The sequence below is a fragment of the Acinetobacter sp. Marseille-Q1618 genome (assembly GCF_902809855.1).
Taxonomy (GTDB): Bacteria; Pseudomonadota; Gammaproteobacteria; order Pseudomonadales; family Moraxellaceae; genus Acinetobacter.
Map to the genome: position 1 here is coordinate 521,353 of NZ_CADDWJ010000001.1, position 15,574 is coordinate 536,926.

Here is a 15,574-nt window from a genome sequence, read left to right on the forward strand (position 1 = left end):
TATGTCTATAGCGCAAATCATTCAAGATGCTTGGAATAGACAAGCAAAATGGTTGATTGTTTTGCGTCCATTGTCATGGCTATATCGTTTTGGTTTTGTGGTGAATCGTCAACTTTATCTTTCAGGGCTTAAACCACGTTATCATGCGCCCATACCAGTGATGATCATTGGAAATATTACAGTGGGCGGTAGTGGTAAAACACCGCTGTTGATTCATTTGGTGAAATATTTACAAGAAAATGGTGTGCGTGTTGGTGTGATCAGTCGAGGATATGGCGGTAACGGCCCGTTTCCTGCTCAGGTAACTTTAGATTCTGTGCCAGAAACGGTGGGGGATGAGCCATGTTTGATTGTGCAGTCTACAGATGTGCCGATGGTGGTGGGTTCAAATCGCAAAGCCAGTATTGAGTTGTTGCTCCAACAGTACGATTTAGATTTAATTATCAGTGATGATGGTTTACAGCATTGGGCACTAGATCGACAAATCGAATGGATTGTATTGGATAATAATCGAGGCTTGGGTAATCAAAAGCTTTTGCCAGAAGGTTATTTGCGAGAGCCTGTGTCAAGACTAGAGCAAAGTACGGTCATTGAACATGCTCATCAACCGAAATCTGCATTAAATATGCATTTGCAAGTAGCCGAACCATATTTGTTGAATCCTCACTATGACCAAGCCGAAATTTTTGATGCAAGTTTGGATTATTATGCAGTGGTTGGTATCGGTTTTCCGCAGCGCTTTTATAACACCTTAGAAAGTATGGGTGTGCATCAATTTCAATGTCATGAATTCCCTGATCATTATGATTATGAAATTAGCGATTTACAGTTTGAAGATGCCAATCCGATTATTACTACTGAAAAAGACGCAGTGAAATTATTACCCTTATTAAAACAACATCCAGATTTTCAACGTGAAATTTGGGTAATTCCAGTGGAAGCAGTGCTTTCATCTAAATGTTATCAAGTCTTAAATCAGCAATTGGCTGAGTTGGGTATTCCACTTTCACAAGGTTAATGTAATGAAACATATCGTTATTCCAGCACGTTATTCGAGCTCTCGATTACCGGCTAAACCCCTACTGCTGATTCATGATCGTCCCATGATTTTACGTGTTGTTGACCAAGCAAAAAAAGTTTTGGATTTTGATGACTTATGTGTTGCAACGGATGATCAGCGTATTGCAGAAGTTTGTCGTGCAGAAGGTGTGGATGTGGTGATGACCAATCCTGATCATCCTTCAGGAACAGATCGGCTCAGTGAAGTTGCTCAAATTAAGGGCTGGGCAGCAGATGATATTATTGTCAATGTGCAAGGTGATGAACCTTTATTGCCTGCAGCTTTAGTGCGACAAGTGGCTGATTTGTTGGTGGCAAAACCAGACTGTTCAATGTCGACCTTGTGTGAACCGATTCATCAACTTGAAGAGTTTGAACGTGACAGCATCGTCAAAGTGGTGATGAGTAAGTTTAACGAAGCTTTATATTTTAGTCGTGCCACTATTCCTTATGATCGAGATGGTGCAAAGCAAGCCTCTAAAGCTTTGCATTCTCAAGCTTATCGTCATTTAGGGTTGTATGCTTACCGTGTACGTTTATTACAAGACTATGTGACTTGGGAAATGGGTTCACTCGAACAACTGGAAAGTTTGGAGCAGTTGCGTGTTTTGGAAAATGGTCATCGTATTGCCATTGATATTGCACAAGTCAGCTTACCTCCAGGTGTGGATACGCAAGCAGATTTAGACCGTTTTAATGCGATGGATGTGTCAAATTTTGAATAATTGGATACAGCAATGAAAATGAGTTCATCCAATGATCAAGTCTATCCTTGGCAAGAACAAGTATGGGAAACGCTGACAGGGCGTTTTCCAAAAATTGGTCATGGATTATTACTTTATGGTAAAAAAGGTTGTGGTAAACATGCATTTGCCCAACATTTTTTGTCTTGGGTGTTGTGTTTAAATAAGCAAAGTCACGCTGCTTGTGGAGAGTGTAGTAGTTGTTTGTGGCTTAAATCAGACACCCATCCTAATTATGTTTACATCAGTACCGATGAAGACAATAAAAAGCAAAATGCCAAGATTAAAATCGAAAAAATTCGTGAAATTTTGCCTTTTGTGCAGCAAACGGTGGATGGTTGGCGTGTCATTGTTATTGAGCCTGCAGAAGCATTAAATATTGCCTCTGCCAATGCTTTGCTAAAAACCCTAGAAGAGCCGGGCGAAAAAGTGGTGATCATTTTGTTGGCGGAGCACTATTTAAAATTGCCTGCTACTATTCGCAGTCGCTTACAACATTTTGCCTTAGATCGTATTTCACTTGAGCAAGCGCAAGCTTATTTGCAAAATCATTTCACTACAGCATCTACGCAGCAAATTCAGTTGTTAATGAATTTATCCAATCAAATGCCTTTACAAGCCATGCAGTTGGCTGAAAAAGACTGGTTAAATCGTCGCGCTGAGTTTGTGCAAGACTGGCAAAAACTAGTGATGCAAAAAAGCATGCCGATGCAGTTTGCAACAAAGTGGAACAAAGAACTCAATTTTCAAGATTTTATGGAAATGTTTGAGTATTTATTGGGGGATGTGGTGGCAATAAAGTTACAGCAAACAATAAAAAATACAGATTTAGCTTTAAATATACTCGCGGAACAATATGCTTTAGAGGTATTATTTTCTATCTATGAAGGCTTGCAGCAATCTAAAAGAAATGCTGATCAAAATGTACAAACCAATCTAATGATTGACCAACTTTCAATACAATTAATGAATGTTTCATAATTTGGGGGAATAATTATGCAACCACGTATGGGCGGTTTAATACAAGTAGTCATTCCAGACCGAGACACCTTACAGGCAAGTTATATGCCTTTTGTGCAAGGTGGCGGTTTATTTGTTCCTTCTACACAGCATGTAAAAATGGGTGAAGAGATTTTTCTGTTAGCAACTTTACCTGAGCAGTCGCAAAAGATTCCATTAACAGGAAAAGTTATTTGGATTTCGCAAAAACAATCTGGCAAAAAGCCACAAGGTTTTGGAATCCAACTCAGTGGTGAAAAAGGCATGTATTACAAAAATGAAGCAGAAAGATTGCTGGCAGGGGTGAAAGCTTCTGAACGTAATAGTTTCACAATGTAAGCTGCCATAGATAGAAATGTAGGAAAAATAGTGTTTGTTGATACCCATTGTCATTTAACTTTATTAGATCTTAAACCTTATGGTGGAGATTTGGATGCAGCACTACAACAAGCACGTGAAGGTGGTGTGTCTAAATTTATGGGAATTTCTGTAGATTTAGATGATCATATTGCGCTATCGCAGATTGCAGCTCGACATGCTGATGTCGGTTATAGCGTGGGCGTGCATCCGTGTGAAGATGCCGTAACCATGCAAAGCGCAACAGTTGAGAAATTAGTTGAGTTGGCACAAGCTGAAAAAGCGTGGGCATTGGGTGAAACAGGCTTGGATTATTTTCATAGCACTGAATTTATTCCTGAACAAAAAGCGTGTTTTGCTCGACACATTCATGCGTCACAAATCATTAAAAAACCTGTGGTGGTACATACACGTTCTGCAAAACATGACACTGTAGATATTATTCGTGCTGAAAAATCGACTCACGGTATTTTGCATTGTTTTACTGAGGATTGGGAAACGGCTAAAGCTGTTTTAGATTGTGGTTATTACATTTCATTTTCGGGCATTGTGTCGTTTAAAAATGCACAAGATCTTAGAGATGTTGCCAAGCAAGTGCCATTAGACCGCGTGTTGATTGAAACTGACAGTCCGTATTTAGCACCGATGCCTTATCGGGGTAAAACCAATGAACCAAAATACGTTCCTTATGTAGCCAAAGCTTTAAGCGATGTATATGATAAAACCCTTGAGGAAATTGGATTCATTACATCGCAAAATTTTGAAAATTTGCTCAAGCAAAATTGAATTGAATGGCATAGATATAAGATTAAGAAGAGAGTTTATCGAGTGAAGATGGATCGTCAGGCTCAGTTTAGAGCAAGAGAAGCTTTAATTTTTCAGGTTGCTGAGCAGTTATTGCTAGAAAATGGTGAATCAGGCATGACGCTTGATGCTTTAGCTGCCGAATTAGATCTTGCAAAAGGGACGCTCTATAAACATTTTCAGAGTAAAGATGAATTATACATGTTGCTGATTATTCGTAATGAGCAGATGTTATTAGAAATGGTCAAGGATACAGAGAAAGAATTCCCTGAACATTTGGCATTTTTTATGCTACATCATTTGCATCATCCAGAGCGTACCGTGTTATTTCATCAAATTGAAGAGCGATTATCCACTACAGGACAAGGTATTCACCATTTATTCAATGAGCTTTATCAAGTTCGCAAGCAGCGTTTACGCATTATCATTCGGATGACAGACCATTATTTGGCAGAAATTGAAAGTCAAATGTCAGGGCGTGATTATCTGGCATCGATTTGGTCAATCACCCATGGAGGTGCAGCAATTCTTAACTCGAGCTTTTATCAGCGTTATTTGGGTTCGCGAGATACGCTGCGAGTTGCCTTAATTGATCAAGCTTTGTTAATGCCAAAACATGCACAATCCGTTGAATTAAGAGTCTAACTTCATCATGAATAAGCCATTATCAGTTGTGATTCAAAAAGGTTTTACCTTGATTGAATTGATGGTGGTGATTGTGATTATCAGTATCATGGCATCTTTGATCGTGCTAAATATCGATGGGGTCGATCATCGTAAGGCATTGCAAGCACGAGAGTTTTTATTGCTTGATTTAAAGAAAATTAATCGAGATGCCAAGGATCAAGCCCGTGTATATGCACTAGATATCCTACCAGCAACTGATGTCGCGCCATTTCGCTATAAACTTGTGCAATACCAACCTTATACAGAAAGCGCAGATAAAAGTTTAAGAGTAATTGAGGAAAAACCGTGGAAAGATGTGCAAGACTTTGATTTACGTAGCTTACCTGAGCGAGTTTCATTTGCGGTACAAAGTCAAGAGCATCGTTATCAAAATGCCAATAATGCAGACTTGCTGGGAAATAATGCCCCGAAAATGATTTGGTTTGGCAATGGCGAAGCCAAACCTGTCAAAATTCAAATGTATTATGATCAAAAACCGATTGGTGATTTGATTGATTTGGATTACTTAGGGAAAGTGACTGATGAAAAGTAAGTATTGGCTAAATATTTCTCCTGCAAGTAGTCAAGTAAAAACTGATACGGTTCATTCTCAATGCTTAAATACAGCTTTCGCACGAGTTGAATCTTCTGAAAACACATTTAAACATTCGAAACGTAGTTTCTCATTTTGCGCTCGGGCAAAGTGTTACTTTGCTATTCCTCGCTCCTCAAGCACAGCTTTCGGACTTGCGACACGATCGAGCAGTACTCGATTAAATCGTGTCTCAGGATTTACCTTAATCGAAGTGGTGGTGGCATTAGCAATTTTTGCCGTGGCTGCGATGGCTTTAACTAAAGTTGCAATGCAATATACGCAATCTACGGCAAATTCAATTTTACGAACCAAAGCGCAATTTGTTGCTCAAAACCAAGTGGCGTTGATGGAAATAAACAATGAACAGCTAACTGGTACGCAGTCTGAACAAATCACTTCACAAGGTGAAACATGGCAAGTTGATAAAAAAGCGGAAGCCACCATTAGTCCCGATATTAAAAAAATTGATATTCAGATCAGTTTATATAATCCTGAAACCAATAAAGTGGAAGCAGGTATTACAAATGCTGTATTTTTCAACTATCCACAAAAAAATGTACAGTCCTAGCTTGAGTTTAAGGTATGTCTAATAAAACTAAAATAAAAGGATTTACATTGATTGAACTCATGGTTGCTATTGCAATCTTTGCAGTTTTAGCAGCATTGGGCTGGAAGATTTTTGATTATTTGAGCAAAGTGAAAGACCGTAATGCGATGCATGAGCAAAATCTCGGTCAATTACAACAAGCGTATCAGCAAATACAGCGTGATACTTTACAGACTATTCCTGTGACTGCCAGTCTAGGACAACAGATTTTACCTGCTTTACAACTTGAAAATCAAAGGATCAGTTTTAGTAAAACAGGCATGACTGATCCTTTAAAACAAGGCATTGCCAGTTTTGAGCGGATTGAATATGTTTATAATGCACAGGATAAAAAGCTATATCGTTTGAAATATGCCAATCTAAACTTGTCAGAAGCAGCGCAGCCTTTATCCAGTGTGCTATTAAATGATGTGGATCAGTATCAAATCAGTGTGCTTAATCCCAATGAGGGCGATCGCTGGCCAGATGAAAATGCTTTTAATGAACGTCAGTTGCCACGTGGAATGAAGATCAAAGTTATGATCCGTGATGTTGAATATGAATGGGTATTTAGTTTGTTAAATACAGAGTTTTTGCGCGAACAACCAAGTGCGAGTGCTCCGAAAGAGCTATAGTAAAAAATAATTAGAGAAAATCATGAAGCAGCAAAAAGGGATCGCATTAATTATAATCTTAGTGATGGTGGCTTTGGCAACCATTCTTGCTGCAAGTATTGCCAAACGACAGTATGCCACCAATGAAGACACAGCAATATTGATGCGGCAGAATCAAGCTTTAAATTATGCAAAAAGTGCAGAAGCATTTTTCTCCGAACTTCTGATTCAAGATGCTCAAAATAGTGCAAATAGTGATCATTTTCAGGAAATGTGGGCAAAACCAATGCCTGCTTTTCCAGTTGAGGGTGGATTTATTTCTGGCAGATTAAAAGATGAGTCAGGAAAATTTAATCTCAATAGCTTGCTGACTGCTGAAGGTAAAGTAAATGAAGAGAATAAAGCCTATTTTGAACGAATTTTAATGCGTGTTGGTTTACCCGCAGAGCTGAGTCAGGCGGTGATTGATTGGCAAGATCAGGATGATATTCCGATGGGCGCAATGGGCGCTGAAAGTAATTATTATAATGGCTTGCAACCACCATACTCTGCGGCAAATCGTCCATTTTTTAGCGTAGAAGAGTTGAAGCTTGTTCGTGGTTTTGACGGTGAAAAGTACGACTTAATTCAACAATATGTGTCTGCATTACCCGATGTTGCGAGTAAAATTAATATAAATACAGCACCAGCATTGGTTTTGGCGGCAATTGATCCGAAACTCAATGCCGCAAGTGTGGCAACATTGCAGAAACAAAAACAAGAAAAGATGGAAAATTTTAGTAATGTGCAGGATTTATTAAGTACTGATGTTTTTAAAAGTATTGAAAGTGCAAATAAAACCCTTGCTGGTAAAGTATTCGACGTTAAAAGTAATTATTTTAAAGCTGAAATTGAGGTGGCATTAAATAACCGTAATCGTCAAATGAGTAGTTATTTGATGCGAACAAATAATCAGGTCACTGTGTATGCTCGAAGTTTAGCGCCATTTTAAATTGAATTGTTGGACAAAAACTACACATTGCACGTTTAAATAAAATATGCTGTAAGTCTGAGTTGATTTTATGCGCTAAATTTGATGAATTTTTGTTTATACCTTTTGCCTATTGCAACGAACGATAAAATTAATCCTCAGCACCTGTATTTTGCTTTATAATCAAATTTCTTCACTATTGTTTTTATATAATTTGACCCATGCTAATTCGTAAGTTATTTAAATTTGAAAATGCACACATTGTGCGTAACTGTACCTCGGATCGTTGTAAACGTTCGATTCATGGGCACAGTTATAAAGTAGAATTATTGCTTAAAGCTTCGAAGCTTGATCATGGTCAAATGGTCTATGACTTCGGTCTGCTCAAAGGCGTGATTAAAGATATTTTTGATAGTTTTGACCATGCGATTTGCTTCTGGCAAGAGGATAGTGCGGACTATATTCAAGCCTGTAAAACTTTTAGTGCGCGTTGGGTGGCTTTGCCTGTGTCACCATCAGCAGAACAATTTTCACGAATTTTCTTTTATTTGGCGCAACAAGTGTTGCAGTCAACTGTGACTCAAAATGGAGAAGGTGATGTGGAAGTTTATTCTGTAATTGTGCATGAAACAGATACGGGTTATGCGCAAAGTTTTCTTGAAGATATTGAAAATGAACAAATGGGTATTTTAAGTCTGGATCAAATTGTATTTTCAGAGCAAGTTCAAGCCGAATGGCATGATCCAGACATGTATGAAAAATTGAAAAAAGGGATAAAGTTTCAAAATCCTGAAGTAGATTTACAAGTGAAGCTGTAATTTTCCATAAAGTAGATATAATTTAAATTTAAGATGGATTGGCTTCAGCTAGGAGCAAAGGAAGGATGGGACACAGTGCAATTCACTGAACAAGAGCAAGCAAAATTAAATCAAGTTCGCTTGGATGAAAGTTGGAAAGCAGGATTAGCTGAGTTTTTGCTGAGTCCGAAGATGGATCAGCTCCGTGAATTCTTAAAGTCACAATTTGCTCAGAATAAACAAATTTATCCTGAAAATTCACTGATTTTTAATGCTTTGGATACCACACCTTTGCATCATGTGAAAGTTGTGATTTTGGGGCAAGATCCATATCATGGTCCGAAGCAAGCACATGGCTTAAGTTTTTCTGTGCAAAGAGGGGTTGCATTACCGCCATCTTTGCGTAATATCTTCCATGAATTAAATACTGACCTTGGCGTGAGTGTGTCTAAGCATGGTGACTTGACCAAATGGGCAGAGCAAGGTGTACTTTTACTCAATAGTGTTTTAACTGTTGAAGCAGGGCAGCCGACTTCGCATCAAAAACAAGGTTGGGAAGAGTTTACCGATACGGTCATTGATGTGATCAATGAACAATGTTCGCATGTGGTGTTCATTTTATGGGGCGCTTATGCACAACGTAAAGGGCAACGTATAGATCAAACAAAACATCTGGTGTTAAAAGCTGCGCATCCTTCTCCTTTGGCAGCGAATAGAGGTGGTTTTTTTGGTTGTAAAGTATTTTCAAAAACAAATAATTATCTGAAACAACATGGCATTGAGCCAATTGACTGGCAGCTGGACGCATGACAAATTCTCCTGAAATCAACACCTATCATCCTGATTTAATTATCGAAGAAGCAGCCAATGGTTGGCGAATTATTCGTTTAAATCGTCCAAAATCTTTGCATGCTTTGGATGAGTCCATCGTTGCAGCTTTATTGAAGTTATTTGAAGATTTTCATAAAGATGATCAAGTTAAAGCCATTTGGTTAGATTCAACTACACCGAAAGCATTTTGTGCAGGTGGCGATGTCAGAAAACTACGCCAATTGGTCATTAATAATGAAGCTGATTCAGCCAATCAGTTCTTTAAGACTGAATATGCATTAGATTTACTTCTACATGACTATGCAAAACCTGTCGTGGTATGGGGTGAAGGTTATGTGATGGGTGGTGGCTTAGGTTTATTTATGGCTGCACCATTTCGTTTAGTAACGCCATACTCACGTTTAGCGATGCCAGAGGTGAATATTGGCTTGTATCCAGATGTGGGTGCAACACGCTTTCTTGCCGATCGTGGGCCAGTAGGTTTATTTACAGGTTTAACAGGCTCTATCATGACTGCGGCAGGTGGCTATGGTATTGGTTGGGCGACACATATTTGTGATGCACAACGTGATGTGGTGTTGCAAAAGCTAATTGATATCGATTGGGATCATTATCCAGCGGGTGACTTCCGTGCATTAGATGACACTTTAAATAGTTTGCATCGTCCAGTTTCTCCAGGTCCATTACAAAATTCACTTGATGTGATCCATAGCGTTTGTCGTGGTGTAAATTTCCAACAAGACTATGAAGCGATTATTGGTCTTAGCGAAGCACGCAGTGATTGGTTACGCCAAGCCAGTGAAAACTTGCAAAAAGGCTCACCAAGTACAGCGGCAATCACATGGTTGTTGTGGCAATGGGGACGCCAAGTGCATCCTTGGAGTGAAGTGTTTGAATTAGAAGCACAAATTTCTGATTGGAAAATTCGTCATCCTGACTTTGTAGAAGGTGTACGTGCACGTTTGGTGGATAAAGATTTATCACCTGAATGGCAAGAAGTTGAGTCAATGACGCTAAAAGGTATTCTTGCAAGTAATCCACCAACCACCACTATTGAAAGTTGGAATGTATTGCTAAGACAATATGACGTGATTGTTTAATTTTGATCAATGACAGATACGCAAAAAATACAAGATGAATTTTGGATGCAGCAGGCTTTCGAGCAAGCAGCATCTGCCGCAATACAGGGAGAAATCCCTGTGGGTGCGGTGCTGGTAAGTCAAGGTAAAATCATTGGGCAGGGCTTCAATACGCCTATTTCTGCGCATGACCCTACCGCACATGCTGAAATTCAAGCCATTCGCCAAGCTTGTTTAAATATTCAAAACTATCGTTTACCCGAAGATACAACCCTATATGTCACTTTAGAACCTTGCACAATGTGTGTAGGGGCATTAATTCATGCACGAGTAAAACGTGTGGTTTTTGCTGCGCTTGAGCCAAAAGCAGGTTCTTTAGTCAGTAGTCGACAGTTATTAGAAAATGGTTATTACAACCATATTTTTGAATTTGAAGGCGGTTGTATGCAACAACAATGTTCACAACAGCTTTCTGATTTTTTTAAAATGCGCCGTGAACAAAAAAAGCAGCAACGTATACTCGAAAAGTCATTAAAAGATCAAATAAAATAAGTTAAACTCATAAAACTTTGACAATATTGATTGTCACTTCAAAGGAAATAAAAATGAATTCAATGCAAGTAAAACAAGAGTTTAATGCCCCAGTTGATCAGGTGTTTGAGTTGCTCTCAAAACATGCGACGTATAATCAAGCTTTTGCGCCAATACAAGTTGTGCGTGTCAAAGATGCTGCTGATCCAGAGCGTCCAGATGGCGTAGGTTCTGTACGCCGTATGGGTTTAGGGCCAATTAAACCGATCCAAGAACAAATTACCTTATTAGATGTGAATAAACGCATTGAATATAAGTTGATTAACAATCCTTTAATCAAACATCATCTGGGTATTATTGAGTTTACTGAGCTTGCGCCAAATAAAACCCGTGTTGATTATACGATTGAATTACAAGCACGTGCTCCTTTTGTGAGTAAATTAATACTTGCACAGCTCAAACTAGCGATTACACTTGGCTTTAAGAAATTAGCAAAGTCTATGGCGTAAACTGGAAGATCAATGACGATTCAAATTATTACGATTGATGGGCCAAGTGGTTCAGGTAAAGGTACACTTGCAGCAAAATTAGCTGCACATTATCAATTTCATTTATTAGACTCAGGTGCGATTTATCGTTTACTTGGATTGTCATTGCATAAACATAATTTGCTTGATTGTTTGGATGATGTAGAAGCCTTAAAACAATCTGAGAAAATTGCAACAAATTTAGACATTAAATTTGTCACAGAAGCAGCGTCAGCAACACAAGTTTTCTTAGATGACGAAAATGTCACCGAAACCATTCGAACCGAGCGAGTGGGTGAGTTTGCCTCAAAAGTTGCAGCAATTCCTGTACTTAGAGCTGCACTTTTTGAACGCCAACGTGCATTTGCACAAACTCCTGGTTTAGTTGCAGATGGTCGAGACATGGCGACTTCTATTTTCCCTGAAGCACAAGCCAAAATTTACTTGACTGCCTCAGCAGAGTCACGTGCAGAGCGCCGAGTAAAACAGTTGCAGGCGATGGGCTTGGATGTTAAAATAAGCGACATTTTAGCTAACATACAGGCACGTGATAAGCGTGATATGGAACGCACAGTCGCTCCATTAAAGCCAGCACAAGATGCATATATCATTGATAGTTCTACATTAAATATCGATGAAGTGTTCAAATTGATGACTGATTTTATCAATGCTCAATTAGCAAAATAACAAATTTAGTGGAAGCATAGCCTGATCAGTTTTATACGGACTATGTGGAGACTTAACTAAACCGGCCTTGTCTGATCCAAGACCGCTGACTTTTCTAGGTATATCATGACCGAATCTTTTGCAGCCCTCTTTGAAGAAAGCGAATTAAACCTCAACGTTGAAAAGGGTGCAGTCATCCAAGGTATCGTTGTTAGTATCGATTCTGACTGGGTAACTGTTGATACTGGCCTTAAATCTGAAGGCGTTGTATCACGTGCTGAATTCTTAAACGAACAACGTGAACTTGAAGTTCAAGTTGGCGATACAGTAGACGTAGTTGTTGAAGCGCTTGACAACGGTATGGGTCAAACTGTTTTATCACGTGAAAAAGCAAAACGTGCTGAAACTTGGACTAAACTTGAAAAAATCTTTGAAGATGGCGAAATCGTTACTGGTGTTATCTCTGGTAAAGTTAAAGGTGGTTTCACTGTTGACATCGGTCCAGTTCGTGCGTTCTTACCTGGTTCACTTGTAGACACTCGTCCTATCCGTGATACAACTCACCTTGAAGGTAAAGAGTTAGAATTCAAAGTTATCAAACTTGATGCTAAACGTAACAACGTTGTTGTATCTCGTCGTGCAGTTATGGAAGCTGAATCTTCAGCTGACCGCGAAGCGCTTCTTTCTCAATTGGAAGAAGGTCAAACAGTTACTGGTACAATCAAAAATCTTACTGACTACGGTGCATTCGTTGACCTTGGTGGTATTGACGGTCTTCTACATATCACAGATATGGCTTGGAAACGTATCAAACACCCTTCAGAAGTTGTTGAAGTGGGTCAAGAAGTTACTGTTAAAGTACTTAAATTTGACAAAGAGCGTAACCGTGTTTCTCTAGGTCTTAAACAACTTGGCGAAGATCCATGGTTAGCGATCATGAACCGTTATCCTAAAGGTTCTATCGTTAAAGCACGTGTAACAAACTTAACTGACTACGGTTGTTTCGCTGAAATCGCTGAAGGCGTTGAAGGTTTAGTACACGTTTCAGAAATGGACCACACTAACAAAAACATCCACCCATCTAAAGTTGTTCAGATCGGTGACGAAGTTGATGTTATGGTTCTTGAAGTTGATGAAGAACGTCGTCGTATTTCTCTTGGTATCAAACAAACTCGTGCTAACCCATGGGAAGAGTTTGCTAAAGCACATGAGAAAGGTGAAAAAGTTTCTGGTACGATCAAATCTATCACTGACTTTGGTATCTTCATTGGCTTAAACGGTGGTATCGACGGTCTAGTTCACTTGTCTGATATTTCTTGGAACGAACAAGGCGAAGAAGCAATTCGTCGTTACAAGAAAGGCGACACAGTTGAAGCAGTTATCTTGTCTGTAGATGCAGAAGGTAACCGTATCAGTCTTGGCGTTAAACAATTGAACAGCGATCCATTCAATGACTTCTTAGCTGCTAACGAACGCGGTGCGTTGGTTAAAGGTACAGTAACTGCAGTTGACGCTAAAGGCGCTACTGTTAAGTTAGCTGACGAAGTTGAAGCTTCTTTGAAAGCATCTGAAATCAACCGTGATCGCGTTGAAGATGCAACTAAATTCTTAGAAGTTGGTCAAGAAGTTGAAGCGAAAATCATCAATGTTGACCGTAAATCTCGTTCTATCAACTTGTCTATCAAAGCGAAAGATGAAGCTGAAGAGAAAGAAGCGGTTGCTAACTTGAAAACTGCAACAACTGCTCAAGACAACGGTCCAAAAACGATTGGTGACTTGATCAAAGCTCAAATGAATCACTAAGTTGCTGTAAAAAAGTATTATTTAATGTAATTAATTAATACTTTTTATACAAATACTGTAAAAGGTAGCGTAGTATACGATCACTGCGCTACCTTTTTGTATTTAAAAAGGATATTATTCAAAGTAAGCTAAATAGCATTAAAATGAAATTGAGGTCGTAGGATGACAACTGAAGCACTAAACAAATCTGACTTAATTGAAAGAATTGCGCTTAAAAATCCACACTTAGCTGAACCATTAGTGGAAGAAGCAGTGAAGATTATGATTGATCAAATGATCGCATCATTATCTGCTGATGATCGTATTGAAATCCGTGGTTTTGGTAGTTTTGCATTGCATCATCGTGAACCACGTGTAGGGCGTAACCCTAAAACAGGTAAGTCAGTAGAAGTCGCTGCAAAAGCTGTACCGCATTTCAAGCCAGGTAAAGCTTTACGTGATGCAGTAAACGAGTCTGCGAATAAATAAAATTCGAATGGGGTGTTTATGCGCTTTATTTTAGGTCTACTTTTGGTTGCAGTGTTTGTTTACTCTTTAGCACTGGTTTTAATCAATGGGACAGAATTACCAGTAGACCTTTGGTTTACTCAAGTTCCAGCAATGCGCTTAGGTTTATTACTTTTATTAACCTTAGCAATCGGGATTGTTCTGGGATTGTTGTTAGGCGTACAGGTTTTCCGAGTATTTCAAAATAATTGGGAAATTCGCCGTTTGCGTAAAGACATTGATCATTTACGCAAAGAGCAGATTCAAAGTGCTCAATTGGCAGCAGCCGAAGCAGCTGCAAGTGTACGTCATGAAAAAACCGTGATGGATGTATATCCTGAAGATAAAAATTCTAAGCCATTATAATTTTTATAAACCCTCAATCATTGAAAATAATGAAAGATTGAGGGTTTTTTGCTTTTATCATAAATATTTTTAATCTCTTTTACATTTCACATTAATTCTTGGTACTCCTGAGGAATATCCCTATAATAAGGCACCTTATTGTGATGGAAATGAATCTCTTGAGTATTATTGTTGCCTTAGATGCCAAAAGCCAATATGACGCATTAAAAATTGCTGATCAATTAGATCCATCACTTTGCCGTTTAAAAGTAGGTAAAGAGCTTTTTACACATGAAGGTTCTTCTATTGTAAAAGCATTGCATAGTCGAAATTTTGAAGTTTTCCTTGATTTAAAATTCCATGATATTCCAAATACCACAGCACAAGCAGTATGTGCAGCAGGCGATATGGGAGTATGGATGGTGAATGTCCATGCCTCTGGTGGTCGTAAAATGATGGAAACTTGTGTTGAGCGTTTAAAAGCAGGGAATTATGCAACGCAACTAATCGCAGTCACTGTACTGACCTCAATGGAACGTGAAGATTTACGTGATATTGGTTTGGATATTGAACCTTTTGAGCAAGTGAAGCGTTTAGCGAAATTGACAAAGGATAGTGGTTTAGATGGTGTGGTGTGTTCTGCACAAGAAGCGAAAATGCTACGTGAAGATTTAGGTCAAGATTTTTCTTTGGTTACACCAGGTATTCGTCCAGTAGGTTCAAATGCGGATGATCAAAAGCGTATTGTAACGCCTAAACAAGCGATGTTAGATGGTTCTACACACTTGGTGATTGGTCGTCCAATTACCCAATCTGAGAACCCAAGTCAGACATTGAAAGATATTTTAGCGACGTTGTAAGACTTTATATTGTGAATAAAATTTTATAGAAAACCTTTTTAAAAAGGTTTTCTTTTTATTGAAATATATTTTAGAATTTTAATTTAAGATAAATCAGAATAAGAAAAAGTAGATGTTGAATGTCCAAAATTAAACGACTTGTTATTATTTTACTGTTGCTTTTATTGATTGCACCTTTATGTTTAGAACTGTATAAACAGAGAGTTTATAATTAGGCGATAAAGAGTTTTTGTGTGCAATCGCACTTAGGGCAAAC

The 15,574-nt window shown here is 38.6% G+C and carries 20 protein-coding genes; all 20 read left to right on the forward strand.

Annotated elements, in window-relative coordinates; all coding sequences use genetic code 11:
- Nucleotide 1 precedes the first annotated feature (1 nt).
- The 20 genes from lpxK (at nt 2) to pyrF (ending at nt 15,318) form a co-directional block, all read left to right on the forward strand.
- On the forward strand, nt 2–1,018 hold the full coding sequence (gene lpxK, locus HUS24_RS02325; protein WP_173910440.1) for a tetraacyldisaccharide 4'-kinase: 1,017 nt from the start codon (nt 2–4) through the stop codon (nt 1,016–1,018).
- 4 nt (nt 1,019–1,022) lie between these two features.
- Entirely contained in the window at nt 1,023–1,784 is a 762-nt protein-coding gene (gene kdsB, locus HUS24_RS02330) for a 3-deoxy-manno-octulosonate cytidylyltransferase (protein ID WP_173910441.1), read from the forward strand.
- An 18-nt stretch (nt 1,785–1,802) separates the two neighbouring features.
- On the forward strand, nt 1,803–2,783 hold the full coding sequence (locus HUS24_RS02335) for a DNA polymerase III subunit delta' (RefSeq protein ID WP_173911377.1): 981 nt from the start codon (nt 1,803–1,805) through the stop codon (nt 2,781–2,783).
- Between the two features lie 15 nt (nt 2,784–2,798).
- Nucleotides 2,799–3,140 (forward strand): PilZ domain-containing protein, encoded by a 342-nt coding sequence (locus HUS24_RS02340; protein ID WP_173910442.1) that lies wholly within the window; start codon nt 2,799–2,801, stop codon nt 3,138–3,140.
- Nucleotides 3,141–3,170: 30 nt separating this feature from the next.
- Nucleotides 3,171–3,944, forward strand: coding sequence for a TatD family hydrolase (locus HUS24_RS02345; protein ID WP_173910443.1), 774 nt, complete (start codon nt 3,171–3,173; stop codon nt 3,942–3,944).
- 48 nt (nt 3,945–3,992) lie between these two features.
- Nucleotides 3,993–4,607 carry a TetR/AcrR family transcriptional regulator gene (locus HUS24_RS02350; protein WP_173910444.1) on the forward strand — a complete coding sequence of 205 codons (615 nt, stop codon included), beginning with the start codon at nt 3,993–3,995 and terminating at the stop codon, nt 4,605–4,607.
- Between the two features lie 7 nt (nt 4,608–4,614).
- Nucleotides 4,615–5,181, forward strand: coding sequence for a type II secretion system protein (locus HUS24_RS02355; RefSeq protein WP_173910445.1), 567 nt, complete (start codon nt 4,615–4,617; stop codon nt 5,179–5,181).
- Nucleotides 5,171–5,791 carry a type II secretion system minor pseudopilin GspI gene (gene gspI, locus HUS24_RS02360; RefSeq protein ID WP_173910446.1) on the forward strand — a complete coding sequence of 207 codons (621 nt, stop codon included), beginning with the start codon at nt 5,171–5,173 and terminating at the stop codon, nt 5,789–5,791. Before HUS24_RS02355 ends, gspI begins: the two co-directional genes overlap by 11 nt.
- A 14-nt stretch (nt 5,792–5,805) precedes the next feature.
- A complete protein-coding gene (gene gspJ / locus HUS24_RS02365) occupies nt 5,806–6,444 on the forward strand; it encodes a type II secretion system minor pseudopilin GspJ (RefSeq protein WP_173910447.1) in 639 nt (212 codons plus the stop codon).
- Nucleotides 6,445–6,466: 22 nt separating this feature from the next.
- A complete protein-coding gene (gene gspK, locus HUS24_RS02370) occupies nt 6,467–7,414 on the forward strand; it encodes a type II secretion system minor pseudopilin GspK (RefSeq protein ID WP_173910448.1) in 948 nt (315 codons plus the stop codon).
- A 200-nt stretch (nt 7,415–7,614) separates the two neighbouring features.
- On the forward strand, nt 7,615–8,211 hold the full coding sequence (locus tag HUS24_RS02375; protein ID WP_173910449.1) for a 6-carboxytetrahydropterin synthase: 597 nt from the start codon (nt 7,615–7,617) through the stop codon (nt 8,209–8,211).
- Nucleotides 8,212–8,286: 75 nt separating this feature from the next.
- Nucleotides 8,287–9,000: a uracil-DNA glycosylase gene (gene ung, locus HUS24_RS02380; RefSeq protein WP_173910450.1), complete on the forward strand. Its 714-nt coding sequence runs from the start codon at nt 8,287–8,289 to the stop codon at nt 8,998–9,000.
- Entirely contained in the window at nt 8,997–10,121 is a 1,125-nt protein-coding gene (locus HUS24_RS02385; RefSeq protein ID WP_173910451.1) for an enoyl-CoA hydratase/isomerase family protein, read from the forward strand. The genes ung and HUS24_RS02385 overlap by 4 nt, the downstream gene beginning before the upstream one ends.
- A 9-nt stretch (nt 10,122–10,130) precedes the next feature.
- Nucleotides 10,131–10,652, forward strand: a complete 522-nt coding sequence (tadA, locus tag HUS24_RS02390; protein ID WP_173910452.1) for a tRNA adenosine(34) deaminase TadA — start codon at nt 10,131–10,133, stop codon at nt 10,650–10,652.
- A gap of 53 nt (nt 10,653–10,705) precedes the next feature.
- Entirely contained in the window at nt 10,706–11,140 is a 435-nt protein-coding gene (locus tag HUS24_RS02395; protein WP_173910453.1) for an SRPBCC family protein, read from the forward strand.
- Nucleotides 11,141–11,152: 12 nt separating this feature from the next.
- Nucleotides 11,153–11,845, forward strand: coding sequence for a (d)CMP kinase (cmk, locus tag HUS24_RS02400; RefSeq protein ID WP_173910454.1), 693 nt, complete (start codon nt 11,153–11,155; stop codon nt 11,843–11,845).
- Nucleotides 11,846–11,950: 105 nt separating this feature from the next.
- Nucleotides 11,951–13,627 carry a 30S ribosomal protein S1 gene (rpsA, locus tag HUS24_RS02405; protein ID WP_065992959.1) on the forward strand — a complete coding sequence of 559 codons (1,677 nt, stop codon included), beginning with the start codon at nt 11,951–11,953 and terminating at the stop codon, nt 13,625–13,627.
- A gap of 162 nt (nt 13,628–13,789) precedes the next feature.
- Entirely contained in the window at nt 13,790–14,095 is a 306-nt protein-coding gene (locus tag HUS24_RS02410; protein WP_173910455.1) for an integration host factor subunit beta, read from the forward strand.
- A gap of 18 nt (nt 14,096–14,113) precedes the next feature.
- The gene (locus HUS24_RS02415) at nt 14,114–14,479 is read left to right on the forward strand and encodes a lipopolysaccharide assembly protein LapA domain-containing protein (RefSeq protein WP_173910456.1); all 366 of its coding nucleotides are present in this window, start codon (nt 14,114–14,116) and stop codon (nt 14,477–14,479) included.
- A gap of 143 nt (nt 14,480–14,622) precedes the next feature.
- On the forward strand, nt 14,623–15,318 hold the full coding sequence (gene pyrF / locus HUS24_RS02420; RefSeq protein ID WP_173910457.1) for an orotidine-5'-phosphate decarboxylase: 696 nt from the start codon (nt 14,623–14,625) through the stop codon (nt 15,316–15,318).
- The last annotated feature ends 256 nt before the right edge of the window (nt 15,319–15,574 follow it).

Coding starts and splice junctions, on each gene's coding strand:
- gspI (WP_173910446.1), top strand. CDS start 5,171: ATGAAAAGTAAGTATTGGCTAAATATTTCTCCTGCAAGTAGTCAAGTA.
- gspJ (WP_173910447.1), top strand. CDS start 5,806: ATGTCTAATAAAACTAAAATAAAAGGATTTACATTGATTGAACTCATG.
- HUS24_RS02385 (WP_173910451.1), top strand. CDS start 8,997: ATGACAAATTCTCCTGAAATCAACACCTATCATCCTGATTTAATTATC.
- HUS24_RS02375 (WP_173910449.1), top strand. CDS start 7,615: ATGCTAATTCGTAAGTTATTTAAATTTGAAAATGCACACATTGTGCGT.
- cmk (WP_173910454.1), top strand. CDS start 11,153: ATGACGATTCAAATTATTACGATTGATGGGCCAAGTGGTTCAGGTAAA.
- HUS24_RS02415 (WP_173910456.1), top strand. CDS start 14,114: ATGCGCTTTATTTTAGGTCTACTTTTGGTTGCAGTGTTTGTTTACTCT.
- rpsA (WP_065992959.1), top strand. CDS start 11,951: ATGACCGAATCTTTTGCAGCCCTCTTTGAAGAAAGCGAATTAAACCTC.
- gspK (WP_173910448.1), top strand. CDS start 6,467: ATGAAGCAGCAAAAAGGGATCGCATTAATTATAATCTTAGTGATGGTG.
- HUS24_RS02350 (WP_173910444.1), top strand. CDS start 3,993: ATGGATCGTCAGGCTCAGTTTAGAGCAAGAGAAGCTTTAATTTTTCAG.
- HUS24_RS02395 (WP_173910453.1), top strand. CDS start 10,706: ATGAATTCAATGCAAGTAAAACAAGAGTTTAATGCCCCAGTTGATCAG.
- pyrF (WP_173910457.1), top strand. CDS start 14,623: ATGGAAATGAATCTCTTGAGTATTATTGTTGCCTTAGATGCCAAAAGC.
- HUS24_RS02410 (WP_173910455.1), top strand. CDS start 13,790: ATGACAACTGAAGCACTAAACAAATCTGACTTAATTGAAAGAATTGCG.
- lpxK (WP_173910440.1), top strand. CDS start 2: ATGTCTATAGCGCAAATCATTCAAGATGCTTGGAATAGACAAGCAAAA.
- tadA (WP_173910452.1), top strand. CDS start 10,131: ATGACAGATACGCAAAAAATACAAGATGAATTTTGGATGCAGCAGGCT.
- HUS24_RS02340 (WP_173910442.1), top strand. CDS start 2,799: ATGCAACCACGTATGGGCGGTTTAATACAAGTAGTCATTCCAGACCGA.
- HUS24_RS02335 (WP_173911377.1), top strand. CDS start 1,803: ATGAGTTCATCCAATGATCAAGTCTATCCTTGGCAAGAACAAGTATGG.
- HUS24_RS02355 (WP_173910445.1), top strand. CDS start 4,615: ATGAATAAGCCATTATCAGTTGTGATTCAAAAAGGTTTTACCTTGATT.
- kdsB (WP_173910441.1), top strand. CDS start 1,023: ATGAAACATATCGTTATTCCAGCACGTTATTCGAGCTCTCGATTACCG.